This window comes from Hymenobacter jejuensis (assembly GCF_006337165.1).
GTDB classification, from domain to species: domain Bacteria; phylum Bacteroidota; class Bacteroidia; order Cytophagales; family Hymenobacteraceae; genus Hymenobacter; species Hymenobacter jejuensis.
Genome location: NZ_CP040896.1, coordinates 1915857 through 1928993, shown reverse-complemented (window position 1 = coordinate 1928993; position 13137 = coordinate 1915857). Strand labels below are relative to the sequence as shown.

Genomic DNA, 13137 nt, shown 5'->3' with positions numbered 1-13137 from the left:
ACTTGCATACTTCAGCAATACTTGCAGTGCGCTACTTTCTTCACTTGGCTTACGATGGCACGGATTACCACGGTTGGCAAACCCAGCCCAACGCCGTTACGGTGCAGGAAGAACTGAATCGGCGGCTGTCGCAGGTGCTGCGCCAGCCGGTTTTCACGCTGGGCAGCGGCCGCACCGATACGGGGGTGCATGCCAGCCACCAGGTGGCGCATTTTGAAGCCGAAATGCCCGCCAACCTCGATGAGGCCACTACGCTGTACCGCCTAAACCGCGCCTTGCCCCGCGACATTGCCGGCTACGCGCTACATCCAGTGCCGCCCAAAGCCAATGCTCGCTTTGATGCCGAAGCCCGCACCTACGAATACCACGTGCGCCTTGTGCCCGACCCCTTCAGCAGCCGGCACGCCCTCTACCTCGATCGCGCTCCCGACTTGGCGGCTATGAATACGGCCGCCGCTTTGCTGCTGGGCTCGCGCGACTTTACTAGTTTTTCCAAGGTGAAGGGTGCCGAAAAGCACTACGTATGCGTAGTGTATGAGGCGGCCTGGCACCCGGTGCCCGGCGGTTTGGTGTTTCGCATTCGGGCCAATCGGTTTGTGCGGGGCATGGTGCGGTTGGTGGTTGGTACGCTGCTGAGCGTAGGCCGTGGCCGGTTGACGCCGGCGGCGTTTGGCGAAATACTAGCCGCGCAAAGTAGGGTAGAAGCGAGTGGGGCAGCGCCCGCCCAAGGCTTGTTCCTGACCCGCGTGGAGTACCCGGCCGAGCTAGTGGCCACAGCCGTCTTGCCGTCGGGAATGCCGTACTTTGCCAACCGCTGATTCTGTCGCCGCGGCAAGTAGTGCAACCTTGCGGGTCCCGCGTTGGTTACTGATTTTCGTAAGCGTTCTACAAATCCCACCCACTTGGAGCAGGCAACCACCGCCACCAAAACTGGCAACATCTTCGACTGGCAGGTGCTCAGCCGGCTCATGAACTATGTGCGGCCCTACCGAAAAGTCTTTTATTCCCTGATTTTTCTCACCATTGCCACCGCGGCCCTTGGTACGTTGCGCCCCTTTCTGATTCAGAAAATGGTCGATGTAAGCATCGAACAGGGTGACGTACAGGGCGTTAACAAAATGTTTGGGCTGCTGGTCGTGTTGCTAATCGCGCACACCATCGTCAGCTATCTGCAAACATATTATGGCGGCTGGCTGGGTCAATACATCGTGCGCGACATCCGCGTGGATCTCTACCGTCACATCCTCGACCTGCGCCTTAAGTTCTTCGACCGTACACCCATCGGCGTACTCGTGACCCGCAACATTTCCGACGTGGAAACGCTGTCGGATGTGTTTAGCGAAGGCTTGGCGGCTATGGTCGGCGACATTTTGCAATTGGTGTTCATCGTCGGCTTCATGTTCTGGATTGACTGGCGCCTGACGTTGGTAAGCTTGGCCGTGGTGCCGCCGCTGCTCATCAGCACCTACGTGTTTAAAGAGAAGGTCAAGAAGTCGTTTCAAGAGGTACGGACGGCCGTCGCCAGCCTCAATTCCTTTGTGCAAGAGCACCTTACGGGCATGAACGTGGTGCAGATCTTCAACAACGAAGAACGCGAGTTCAAAAAGTTTCGGGCCATCAATCAGGAGCACACCCGCGCCAACATTCGCTCGGTGCTCTATTATTCGATCTATTTTCCGGTGGCCGAAGTGCTGGCGGCTATGGGTGTGGGCCTGCTGGTGTGGTACGCTGCGCAGGGCCAAATCGAAGGGACTATTTCCAAAGGCGCGTTAATTGCCTTTATTATGTATAATGGTCTGTTTTTCAGGCCAATACGCCAAATTGCCGACCGGTTCAATACGTTGCAACTGGGGCTGGTCAGCACCGAGCGGTTGTTGAAACTTCTTGATAGCAAGGAGCTTATCGCCGACAACGGCACATATGCCCCCGATCACCTGCGCGGCGATGTGCAGTTTGAGCACGTGTGGTTTGCTTACAACGACGAGGAATACGTGCTCAAAGACATCAGCTTTGAGGTGCAGGCCGGGCAAACCGTCGCCTTTGTGGGCGCAACCGGCGCGGGCAAAACGTCGATCATCAACCTGCTCAGCCGGTTCTACGAAATCAATAAGGGCACCATTCGCGTGGACGGGCACGACTTGCGGGAGTTCGACCTAAAGCACTTGCGCCGGCATATCGGGGTAGTGTTGCAGGACGTGTTTCTGTTTGCGGGCACCATCGCCGACAACATCACGCTGGGCAACAAAGACATCACCGAGGCCCAAATCTGGGAAGCCGCCGAACTGGTAGGCGCCCGCCGATTCATTGAGCGTTTGCCTAATGGCTTGAACTACAAGGTAATGGAACGCGGTGCGACGCTTTCCGTTGGGCAGCGGCAGTTGATTTCATTTGTGCGGGCGATGGTATATCAACCGCGCATCATCATCCTGGATGAAGCCACCTCGTCGGTCGACAGCGAAACGGAAGAGCTAATCCAAGAAGCCATCGAAAAGCTGATGCAGGGCCGCACGTCGCTCGTGATTGCGCACCGGCTGAGCACCATCCAGAAAGCCGACCGCATCATCGTGCTCGACCGGGGCGAAATCAAGGAATCCGGCAACCACGAGGAGCTGTTGCGCCACGGCGGCTTCTACGCCCAGCTTTATCAAATGCAGTACAAAGACGCGCTGAACACCCCCGCTGAATAATGAATCGTTGGTTATTGATCTTGTTTTTGGTCGTCTTCGTGGGCGGCGCCTCTGTTTATGCGTACCTGGGGGGCTTCAAACAACCCGAAGTGGCGTTGACTACTGTACCGCAGCCCATCTATCTGGCTGGTCAGCACTTCAAAGGCCGAGCCGATAGCCCCGGGTTTGGTCCGATGTTTCGGCAGGCGCAACAAATCAAATCCAGCGGCCAGCTGCACGGCGATCTGGGCAACATTTACTACAACGACCCCGACGCCGCCAGCGACTCCCTGAAAGCCTTTATTGGCCTCGTGGTAGCAGACACAACTTCGCAGAAGCTGCCAGCGGGCTTTCATTACACGACTTTCTTCACCCAGCAGCAAGTCGTTCGGGCGCGCATTGAGGCCAGCTACATGGTGGCGCCGGGCAAACTTTACGAAGGCGTGAAAGAGTACGCCAAACGCCACAACCTGAAGCTGTTGCAAGTGTACCTCGAACGCTTTCCCGACACGGGTGCCAACGAAGTGATAGCTGTTGTTGGTATATAACTATTTGATAATGTGATATTTATGTAAAAGCCGATCCGAATTATTCCGGATCGGCTTTTCTGTAGAATAGGATTGCTTACTTAAGATTAGCGGCCGAGGTAGAAGAAAGCACCCAACCGCAGATCACGCAAGCCGAAGCCAAAATCCAGGCCGTTGTTGACGTATTTATCGTCGCTTTTGTCGTCGAGCTTTTGCTCTAGGTGATTGTAGGAGAAGCCCCGCATGGTCAATTCCAAGCCAAACTTATCGGTTGGGAAGAACACAAAGCCCGGTAATAGTTGGCTGTAATATCCCTGCGAACGAGCAATATTGTCGCCCGCATAATTGGTAGAGGATTTCTGTACCGAGTAATTGTTGATGTAGCCCGCGCCGAGCTGACCGTAGAAAGCCGCCTTTTCGCCCACAAACTTATAATACCGAAGCAGCGGCCCCACGGACAAGTACCGCATTTTCGTTTCGTTGGTGTAGGAGAAATTACCGTTGTAGTTTTTTTGCTTCTGTTGAGTGCCGGCCAGCCCAAAGCTGACTCCTACAGCGAGGTTATCGGCAATGAAATAGCCAAACGTCGGTGCCAACTCATACTGCTGGTACTTGTTATCGGGATCACTGGAAGGGCTATTGGCGAATTCGCTCTTTTGGGTTTGGCTCGAATACCCCGCGTTGCCGCCGAGCAGGGTAGTGCTGGCCGCAATTTGGGCCTGCACACCCAGCGCCGAGAAGCCAAGTACCAACGCACTCAGAATAAGTTTTTTCATAAAACGGGTAGAAAAGAATAATGGAAAGCGCGAATGTAGCTCCTCCCTTTCCCCTTGGCAGCACGCATCTCCAAATTCAAATGCAGCCAAACACCTAACTATTTCGCTGTCAGCACCAAGCCAGTATTGCTGAAAAGTAGAAAAGCCCACGGAACCGAAGTTCCGTGGGCTTTTGAGAAGAAAGTAAATGCTTTCAGTCGGGGTGGCAGGATTCGAACCTACGGCCTCGTCGTCCCGAACGACGCGCGCTACCGGGCTGCGCTACACCCCGAGGAGTGGTGCTGCCGGAGCACCACGAAAATTAAATTTTTCTGCCGAAAAAAGCCTCCGAACCGAAGTCCAGAGGCTTTTCGAGCAAAAACTCTTCAGTCGGAGTGGCAGGATTCGAACCTACGACCTCCAGCACCCCATGCTGGCGCGATACCAGGCTACGCTACACCCCGAGAGAATTGAGTTGCAAATGTAGTAGATAGTACGGCATCGGCGCAAGGTCAAAGGAGATAAAAATTGAATCTGTGATAGGCAATCCTGTTTTTTTATCATCTGAGCGACGCTGTAGCAGTGCTGCTGGCGTAGCAATTTGCGCTGGCTAAAGCTTGGCAATGAGTTTGCTAAAGCAGAAAATCCAAACTCTTTGCAAAAGAGTGGTGTCAAATTTTTACTTTTACCAGATACCGGAATATTCACTTTTTCGTTAGGGCCGCGTATGAAAACAGTTACTCTTCTACTTTGCCTTTTTGCCGCGACCTGCTGGGTGCGGCCAGCGCAGGCCCAGACGCAGCCCGTAGCTGCTAATACTACCTCCCCCAAGGCTGCCCCGCCCGCACTGATCACGGACAAAATGGAGCAGGCCACGCCTTCTTCGGATGCCTTGAAGGTGCGGCTGGAAACCAACCCCGTCACGAAGCGCCTCACGGTGCACACCGACGCTACCGGCCCAACCCGCGTGGAAGTCAACGATGCTGAAGGGCACCCAGTGCTTACCCGCGATCTCATTGTGGGCGATCAGGTTGCCGTGCTTGACGTAAGTGCTTTGCCATCAGGTTCTTACATTGTGCATTGTTCTTCCGGTGAGCGCCGGGGTATGCGCCGCATTCTGCTAGGACAGTAAGCCACAAGTTTTACTCAAATGCAAAGCCCGTTTTCCCAACGTTGGGAAAACGGGCTTTGCATTTAGATAACTAATTGATTATTAAATATTTGTAGAGAGCCTTGCGGCTATGCTTCCTCGCTCTGGAGCTGCCGCTCGTAGAGTGCGCGGTAGAGGCCGTCTTCCTGTTCCATCAGCTCCTCGTGGGTGCCGTGCTGCACGATGGTGCCATCGTCGAGCACCAGAATGTGGTCGGCAAGCTTTACGGAGCTAACCCGGTGCGAGATAATCAGGCTGGTGCGGTTGGTCATGATGCGCTGCAGGCTGTTGAGGATGGCGTTTTCGGTGTTGGTGTCCACGGCCGAAAGGGAGTCGTCCAGAATCAGGATCTTGGGCTCTTTGACCAGCGCCCGCGCGATGCTCACGCGCTGCTTCTGCCCGCCCGACAGCGTAATGCCACGCTCGCCGAGCTTGGTATCGAAGCCTTCCGGGAAGCGAATGATGTTCTCGTACACATTGGCGTCTTTGGCAGCCTGGAGCATGCGTTCTTCGGTCGGGTTATCCAACCCAAAGTTGATGTTGTTGCGGATGCTGTCGGAGAACAGAAAAACATCTTGCGGCACGTAGCCGATCTGCTCGCGCAGCGACTCCAGCGCATAGTCGCGCACGTCCACGCCATCGACCCGAATATCGCCCGCCGTGACGTCGTAGAGGCGGCACAACAGAGCCGCGACGGTGCTCTTGCCCGAACCCGTGTTGCCAATGATAGCCAGCGTGTTGCCCGGCCGAATGCGGAACGACACGTCCTTCAGGGCCTGAATGCCGGTGTCGGGGTAGGTAAACGAAACGCGATCGAAGACGATGTCGCCCTGGATTTCGCGCTCGACGTTCTTCTGCGAAATGATATTCGTTTTTTGGTTGAGGAATTCGTTGATGCGAGCCTGCGACGCTTCGGCTCGTTGCACCAAGCTGCTGGTCCAGCCCAAGGCCGTAACGGGCCACGTAAGCAGGTTGACGTAAATCAGGAACTCGGCAATGCTGCCCGTGGTGATGGTGCCGCGGATAACTTCTTGACCACCAATCCAAACCGTGATGATGGTGCTCAAGCCCACCAAGAACAGGATCAAGGGGAAAAACAGCGAATTGACGAAGTTCAGGCTCAGCGACTTCTCCCGGTAGTTGTCCGATGCCACGGTGAACTGCTGGTGCGAATCCTGTTCGCGCACAAACGACTTGAGCACCCGAATGCCCGAAAACGCTTCCTGCACAAACGTCGTCATGTCGGAGAGCGAGCGCTGGATTTCGTCGGATTTGCGCTCGATCAGGTTGTTGACGTAGTAGATGCTCACCGACAGAATCGGGAGCGGCAGCAACGTATAGATGCTCAGTTTTACGTTGACCATCAGCATCAACGGCACGATCAGCACGAACAGCACCACCAGCTGCAGGAAGTACATGATGGCCGGCCCGAAATACATGCGCACGCGCCCTACGTCTTCGGAGATGCGCGACATCAGATCGCCGGTGCTGTGGCGGCGATAGAAGCTCAGCGGCAGGGATTGATAATGCTGGAAAATCTCGTTTTTCTGATCGTTCTCAATGTGCCTCGACATCACGATGAGCGTCTGACGCATGAAGAACAGGAAAATACCCCGCAGCAAAGCCATCGTCACAATCAGCAGGCCATACAGCAAGATGTTGCGGCCAAATAGCTCATACACAAAGCTTTGTGCCTGGGTGCCGGCGTAGAGGTGGTACAGGTCAATGCCTTCGCTTACCAGGTCGAAGGCATAGCGTACGATCTGGGCCGGAAAGATGGCCAGCAGCGTGCTCAGGGCCACGAACAACACCCCGCCAAGGAAGTGCCATTTGTAGCGGTAGATGTATTTATTGGTAGAAGCTAAAGCGCGCACAGAAAGACGGATTGGGCAGTTGTGGGATGGGCAAACGCCGGGCGATTCGGGTGGCTCAGCAGTAGGCAAAAGCTACGGGATGCCGTAGGCGTAAGGAAAAAACAGGTACTTTTGCACCCGGATTGGAGGAGCTACGCACTCCCTTCCACAAAGATACAACAACCCCCCCCCACCCACCCTTTTCTCCCACCCGAATGATTGAAATCCAAGAGTTGACCGATACGTCGGTCTTCGGTCAGATTGCCGAGCATCAGCACGAACAAGTGGTTTTTTGCCACGATCACGAAACCGGTTTGCGGGCCATTATTGGCATCCACAACACGGTACTTGGGCCCGCTTTGGGCGGTACGCGCATGTGGCAGTACGCCTCCGACGCCGAAGCCCTGAACGATGTGTTGCGCCTCTCGCGTGGCATGTCGTATAAGGCCGCTATTTCGGGTTTGAACCTGGGCGGTGGCAAAGCCGTCATCATCGGTGACGCCAAAACGCAGAAAAACGAAGCCCTGCTCCGCAAGTTTGGGCGCTTCGTACAAAACCTCAACGGCAAGTACATCACGGCCGAAGACGTAGGGATGACGACCAAGGATATGGAGTATATCCACATGGAAACCAAGCACGTAGCGGGTCTGCCCGAATCCATGGGCGGCTCGGGTGACCCGTCGCCCGTAACGGCTTACGGCACTTACATGGGCATGAAAGCCGCCGCCAAAAAAGCGTTTGGCTCGGATAGCCTCGCCGGCAAGCGCATTGCCGTGCAGGGCGTAGGCCATGTGGGCGGTTATCTGCTGGAGCACCTCGCGAAGGAAGGCGCTAAAATTATCCTGACCGACTATTACGAAGATCGGAAACTGGAAATGGCGGCCAAATACAAGGCCATCGCCGTGGACATCGACGAGATCTACGATCAGGACATGGACATCTACTCGCCGTGCGCGCTGGGAGCTACCATCAACGACGATACCCTCAGCCGTTTGAAATGCCGCGTGATTGCTGGCTCGGCCAACAACCAGCTCAAAAACGAAGACATTCACGGCCCAGCCTTGGTCGACCGCGGCATCGTATACGCTCCTGATTTCCTGATCAATGCAGGCGGTCTGATCAACGTGTATTCGGAAGTCGTGGGCACCAGCCGGCAGGCCGCACTGAACCAAACTGAAAAAATTTACGATTTCACTCTGCAAGTGCTCAACAAAGCCGAGCAGGAGGGAAGTCACCCGCAAAAAGCTGCCATCCGGCAGGCCGAGGAGCGCATTGCGGCCATCGGTAAAGTCAAATCAACCTATTAAACTTTAGGGGCTTAGGGCCTCGGAACCTTAGAAATCTGAACTAGCCATTTCTTCACTGGCTGATCAAGGCCTAAGCTTCTGAGCCTCCGAGTCTCTAAGCCCTTAATCCAACCCATGTTAAACCGTCGCACGCTTCGCATCAAGGTCATGCAGGCCCTTTACGCCTATCATCAGGCAGTAGGCTCTGATTTTATGTTGGCCAATGACCGCATTGCGGAGGCTTTTGCGCCTGACCTCACCTCGCCCGAACCACAGGATCGGCGCACGTTGCAGGGACAGCGCAAAATGGCCGAGGTAATCTTCAAAGAGTGGCATAAAACCGGCGCCGAGTCGGAAAAAACCGACGACTCCGACGTAAACGACGCCGTGGAAGATGCCATTAAGTACTACCAGAAGCAGAAGGCCAAAGACGCCACTTTCTTCGCGGGGCAGATGGTGCACGGCGCCGAAAGCATTCACGATCAGTACATTCATCTGCTCAACTTGCCCGAAGCCTTGTTGCGGGTGATTGAGGAGGAGAAAGATCGGTTGGCTCGTCGTTTCACGCCCGCGACCGAAGCACCCCTCGACACGACGCGCTTCGAACAGAATGCTGCCTTGCAGAAGTTGCTCAGCAACAAGCAGTTGCAGGATCTCACCATTCGTCGTTCGTTGAAATGGAACGGTGAAGAGGAGATGGAGGCCCTGCGCAAAGCCTGGCGTTCGGAGATTAAGGCCGATGCCGAGTTTCAGAGTTACCTCGCGGCCCCGGCCGGCAACTACGCCGAGGACCAAGAGATTCTGAAGCACCTGTTTAAGGAGTTTGTGTTCAAAGGCGAAAGCCTGCCCGACCGCATCGAAGAAGACGACCTGAACTGGGAAGAAAACCGCTCGGTGGTTAAAAACTTGGTTGTCAAGACGTTGAAAATGCTTGACGAGCAGGCCGACGAGAACATGGAACTGATGTCGTTGTCGGCTAATTGGCAGGACGACAAGGAGTTTGCCGAAACACTCTATAAGGAAACCTTGCAGGCCGACGAGCAATACGAAAAGCTTATCGAAGGCTCGGTGCAGAACTGGGACGTGGAGCGCGTGGCCCTCATCGACAAGATTATCTTGAAGATGGCGTTGTGCGAAATGCACCTATTCCGCAGCATTCCCGTCAAAGTGACCATCAACGAGTACATCGAAATCAGCAAGTTGTACAGCACACCGAAGAGCAAGCAATTTGTGAACGGTATTCTGGATAAATTGGCCCAAGACTTGACTGCCAGCGGTGCCATCCGCAAGTCGGGCCGCGGGCTGCTGGACAACCAGTAAGCCCCCGACAACCCGCCGGGGCTTCACTTCGTCTACAGTTTAGATTCTTTCCTTTCCTATTTTCCCACCACGCCACGTTTTCCGATTTATGGGTAGCAAAACCACTACCGGCATTCTGTGCTTCGCGGGCGGCGCCCTCACCGGAGCTGCCGTCGCGCTTCTTTACGCCCCCGAAAAAGGTCGCGAAACCCGGAGCTGGCTCAGCTACAAGCTTGAGCGCTACCGCGAAATCCTCGCTGACTTAACTGAAAACCTCGTCACCAGCCGCACCGATTCGGGCCCTTCGTCGGCCAAGTCGGAAGGCCAACGGGTGATTCAGGACGCCAAAAGCAAAGCCGAACAGCTGCTTGGCGACGTTGATCAGCTCATCAACCAAATCAACTCGCGCAAAACGGCGCTATAATCCTTCGTCTGTCATCCTGAGCCTAAGTGCAGGATCTTTATTGGTAGTGTTTAGCACTCGTGTAAAGTTCCTGCGCTTAAGCTCAGGATGACAGACGTTTAGTGGCTTAGATAAGTAGCTTAAAATCAGTACATTACATACCATGCATCTCATTACCCTGATCCCTGGCGATGGCATCGGCCCCGAAATCACGAAGGCTGTCACGGATATTTTCGCCGCGGCCCAAGTGCCCGTACAGTGGGAAGAACAGAACGCCGGCCAAACCACCTTCGACCAATCGGGCGAACTGATTCCGCAGGCACTGTTGGACTCGCTGGAAAAGAACCGGGTGGCCCTGAAAGGCCCTATCACGACGCCAGTGGGCAAGGGTTTTCGCTCGATCAACGTCACGCTGCGTCAGAAATACGACCTCTACCAAAACGTGCGGCCTTCCAAAACTACCGAAGGCATCAAAACGCGCTACGAGGGCATTGATCTGGTGCTGTTCCGCGAAAACACCGAAGGCTTGTACTCGGGGCTGGAAGTATGGGATGAGCGCCTGGGTATTGCCGATGCAATCGCGCGCGTGACGGTAGCCGGCTCTCGCAAAATCTGCCGCGCAGCCTTTGCTTACGCCGCCAAGCACGGCCGCAAAAAAGTGACGTTGGCCCACAAAGCCAACATCATCAAAATGGCTGGTACTGTGATGCTTAACGCCTGCCGAGAAGCTGCCAACGAGTTTCCCCAGATCGTGTTCGAAGACAAAATCATCGACAACATGTGCATGCAGCTCGTGGGCAAGCCCGAGCAGTTTGATGTGATCGTGACCACCAACCTGTTTGGTGACTTGCTCTCCGATCTTTGCGCCGGTTTGGTAGGTGGCTTGGGTGTGGTAGCCGGGGCCAACATTGGCGACAACATGGCCATTTTTGAGGCCGTACACGGCTCTGCGCCAGACATTGCGGGTCAGGGTAAAGCCAATCCGACCGCATTGCTCCGCTCGGCTCTGATGATGCTGCACCACATCGGGGAGCACCAGTACGCCGACCGCATTGAGAAAGCACTGGAAGCCACGCTGAAGAACAAAGAGAAGTGCACCGGCGATTTGGGCGGCTCGGCTTCGACCAGCGAGTTTGCGCAAGCCATCATCGATAACCTAGCGAAAAACTAAGGACGAAAGCCAGTGCCCCGCCTACTTTTAAGGCGGGGCACTGGCTTTTTAATTTTAACTTTATATTCAGGTAGCCGCCGTTCGGCTTTCGACATAACTACATGAAACGCACTCTTTTCTCTGCTCTTTTCCTGTCCAGTGCCCTGCTGTTTGGCGCTTGCAACAACAACAAAACCGCTGAAGTAGGAGCCGAAGGCATGAACGCCGCGGCCACCAACGCCGCCGACGCCGCCAACCCCACCGTGGACAACCCCAATGTGGCCAGCGAAACCGAAGCGCCCAACCCCAACGCCCCGGTTATGAGCTTTGCCGAGACGGAGTACAACTTCGGCGACATTAAGCCCGGCGACGTGGTCAAGCACACGTTCAACTTCACCAACACCGGCAAGCAGCCGCTGCTCATCGAAAATGCGACGGCTTCGTGCGGCTGCACCACGCCTAACTGGACCAAAGAACCCATCGCGCCCGGCAACAAAGGCACCATCGAGGTGCAGTTTGATAGCCACGGCAAGAGCGGCCTGCAAAACAAGCAGGTAGCTATCCGGGCCAATACTCAGCCCAGCATCACCCAGATTGCCATTCGCGCCAACATCCTGCCCGAGACGGGTGCTGCCGCTGCTGCTACCAAATAAGCTTACCGAAAGGCTCTAGTTGCAACTGATTGATTGTCAAATGGTTGTAACTAGGGCCTTTTTAAGCTTACCCTCACTCTAACTTTCCTGTAGAATGCTTCTTTCACTCCTGCTGCAAGCGCCGGCCGGCGAAGGATATACTTCGCTGTTGTTTCCTATTGCCATTGGCCTAGTGGTGTATTTCTTCATGATTCGGCCCCAGCAGAAACGGGCTTCCGAAGCCAAAAAATTCCGCGAGGCACTTACCAAAGGGGCTACCGTTGTAACGATTGGCGGCTTACACGGCAAAGTGGTGGAAGTCAACGAAGAAACAGTGATAGTGGAAGTTGATCGGGGCACTCGCCTCAAGTTCGACCGTACGGCCATTGCCCGCGAAGTCGCCTCAAAATCGTCTGCCCCAGCGCCTAACGCCTAACTTTTAAAACCGTTGCCTTGCCGCTTACTCGTGCTGTTCGTCTGGTTCGCTGGTTTTCCAGCCCGTTCTACGGGCAGGAGGGCAGCTATTGGCGAGCGGTAACGGCCTGTTTTCTAGCGGCTTCTACGTTCTGGCTGCTCAACGCCCTGAACAAGACCTACACCACGCGCATCACCTATCCGTTGGCGTGGCGTTACGATGAATCCCGCTACATTCCGGTGCAGTCGCTGCCGGGAGAAGTGGCGGTCAATGTCACGGGCCGGGGCTGGAAGCTCTTGCGCAAAAACCTGTCGCTGGATGTGCGCCCAGCCGAAGTGCGCTTGGCGCGGTTGCCCGCCACCCGTTACATCACGGGGCAGTCGTTGCGGCCGGCCCTGCAAACGGCCATGGAAGGGCTGCAGTTCAACTACGTCGTGACCGATACGCTGTGGGTGCAGTTTGATCGCTTGGTATCGCGCCGGTTGCCGCTCACACTCAGTCCGGCCTCGGATGGCTCCGCCTTGCCCTATGCAGCGCGTTTTGTGCCAGCCACCATTATTTTTCGGGGGCCTGAGGCCACGGTAAGCAAGCTGGCCAATCCATATCCGGTGCATTTGCCGCAGGCGCCAGCAGGTAGCAGTAGCGGCGAAATTCGGGTGCCCATTGGCGGCCCCGAGCTGGTTCAGACCAACGTGCAGGATGTGCGCATTCGCCTACAGCCGCGCCCCCTGATCACGCGTTCGGTGCAGGTAACGCCTGAGTTGCGTGACTTTCCCAAAGATCAGGCTTTTCGCTTGCGGCCGGCGCTGGTGCGGGTGCAAATTCAGAGTTTCCCCGAGGATACGGCTCGCATCGAACTCAGCCAACTGCATGTGATTCTGCATTTTGGCCAGCTCGTCGGCCCCGATTCGGTGTTGCAACCCGTGTTGTCGGAGGCACCTACCTTGGCCCGGGGTGTGCGAGTGCTTACGCCCCGCGTGCGGGTTTTTAGAAGCCATTGA

13 protein-coding genes and 2 tRNA genes are annotated in these 13137 nt (G+C 55.5%); 11 read left to right on the top strand and 4 right to left on the bottom strand.

The window, feature by feature from the left end; genetic code table 11:
• The first annotated feature begins 26 nt into the window (after positions 1-26).
• From truA to FHG12_RS07815, 3 genes are all read left to right on the top strand, one after another.
• Positions 27-818, top strand: coding sequence for a tRNA pseudouridine(38-40) synthase TruA (gene truA, locus FHG12_RS07825; RefSeq protein ID WP_139515200.1), 792 nt, complete (start codon positions 27-29; stop codon positions 816-818).
• 150 nt (positions 819-968) lie between these two features.
• Positions 969-2687 (top strand): ABC transporter ATP-binding protein, encoded by a 1719-nt coding sequence (locus tag FHG12_RS07820; protein WP_139517724.1) that lies wholly within the window; start codon positions 969-971, stop codon positions 2685-2687.
• Positions 2687-3214 (top strand): hypothetical protein, encoded by a 528-nt coding sequence (locus FHG12_RS07815; protein ID WP_139515199.1) that lies wholly within the window; start codon positions 2687-2689, stop codon positions 3212-3214. The genes FHG12_RS07820 and FHG12_RS07815 overlap by 1 nt, the downstream gene beginning before the upstream one ends.
• An 86-nt stretch (positions 3215-3300) precedes the next feature.
• Here FHG12_RS07815 and FHG12_RS07810 read toward each other — a convergent pair whose 3' ends face one another.
• The 3 genes from FHG12_RS07810 to FHG12_RS07800 all read right to left on the bottom strand — a co-directional run bounded on the left by FHG12_RS07810 (position 3301) and on the right by FHG12_RS07800 (position 4412).
• The gene (locus tag FHG12_RS07810) at positions 3301-3969 is read right to left on the bottom strand and encodes an outer membrane beta-barrel protein (protein ID WP_139515198.1); all 669 of its coding nucleotides are present in this window, start codon (positions 3967-3969) and stop codon (positions 3301-3303) included.
• A gap of 197 nt (positions 3970-4166) precedes the next feature.
• Positions 4167-4240 (bottom strand) — tRNA-Pro (locus tag FHG12_RS07805).
• Between the two features lie 98 nt (positions 4241-4338).
• A tRNA-Pro gene (locus tag FHG12_RS07800) sits at positions 4339-4412 on the bottom strand.
• A gap of 263 nt (positions 4413-4675) precedes the next feature.
• Here FHG12_RS07800 and FHG12_RS07795 point away from each other — a divergent pair.
• A complete protein-coding gene (locus FHG12_RS07795) occupies positions 4676-5080 on the top strand; it encodes a T9SS type A sorting domain-containing protein (RefSeq protein WP_139515197.1) in 405 nt (134 codons plus the stop codon).
• A 107-nt stretch (positions 5081-5187) separates the two neighbouring features.
• Here FHG12_RS07795 and FHG12_RS07790 read toward each other — a convergent pair whose 3' ends face one another.
• Positions 5188-6972: an ABC transporter ATP-binding protein gene (locus FHG12_RS07790; protein ID WP_139515196.1), complete on the bottom strand. Its 1785-nt coding sequence runs from the start codon at positions 6970-6972 to the stop codon at positions 5188-5190.
• Between the two features lie 194 nt (positions 6973-7166).
• On the opposite strand from FHG12_RS07790, the gene FHG12_RS07785 reads away from it, so the two are divergent.
• The 7 genes from FHG12_RS07785 (at position 7167) to FHG12_RS07755 (ending at position 13137) form a co-directional block, all read left to right on the top strand.
• Positions 7167-8258 (top strand): Glu/Leu/Phe/Val dehydrogenase dimerization domain-containing protein, encoded by a 1092-nt coding sequence (locus FHG12_RS07785; protein WP_139515195.1) that lies wholly within the window; start codon positions 7167-7169, stop codon positions 8256-8258.
• A gap of 114 nt (positions 8259-8372) precedes the next feature.
• Entirely contained in the window at positions 8373-9557 is a 1185-nt protein-coding gene (nusB, locus tag FHG12_RS07780) for a transcription antitermination factor NusB (RefSeq protein ID WP_139515194.1), read from the top strand.
• An 88-nt stretch (positions 9558-9645) separates the two neighbouring features.
• Positions 9646-9960, top strand: a complete 315-nt coding sequence (locus FHG12_RS07775) for a YtxH domain-containing protein (RefSeq protein ID WP_139515193.1) — start codon at positions 9646-9648, stop codon at positions 9958-9960.
• A 142-nt stretch (positions 9961-10102) separates the two neighbouring features.
• Positions 10103-11110 carry an isocitrate/isopropylmalate dehydrogenase family protein gene (locus FHG12_RS07770; RefSeq protein WP_139515192.1) on the top strand — a complete coding sequence of 336 codons (1008 nt, stop codon included), beginning with the start codon at positions 10103-10105 and terminating at the stop codon, positions 11108-11110.
• Positions 11111-11211: 101 nt separating this feature from the next.
• Positions 11212-11742 (top strand): DUF1573 domain-containing protein, encoded by a 531-nt coding sequence (locus FHG12_RS07765; protein WP_139515191.1) that lies wholly within the window; start codon positions 11212-11214, stop codon positions 11740-11742.
• Positions 11743-11836: 94 nt separating this feature from the next.
• Positions 11837-12157, top strand: coding sequence for a preprotein translocase subunit YajC (gene yajC, locus FHG12_RS07760; RefSeq protein WP_139515190.1), 321 nt, complete (start codon positions 11837-11839; stop codon positions 12155-12157).
• Positions 12158-12174: 17 nt separating this feature from the next.
• The gene (locus tag FHG12_RS07755; RefSeq protein ID WP_139515189.1) at positions 12175-13137 is read left to right on the top strand and encodes a YbbR-like domain-containing protein; all 963 of its coding nucleotides are present in this window, start codon (positions 12175-12177) and stop codon (positions 13135-13137) included.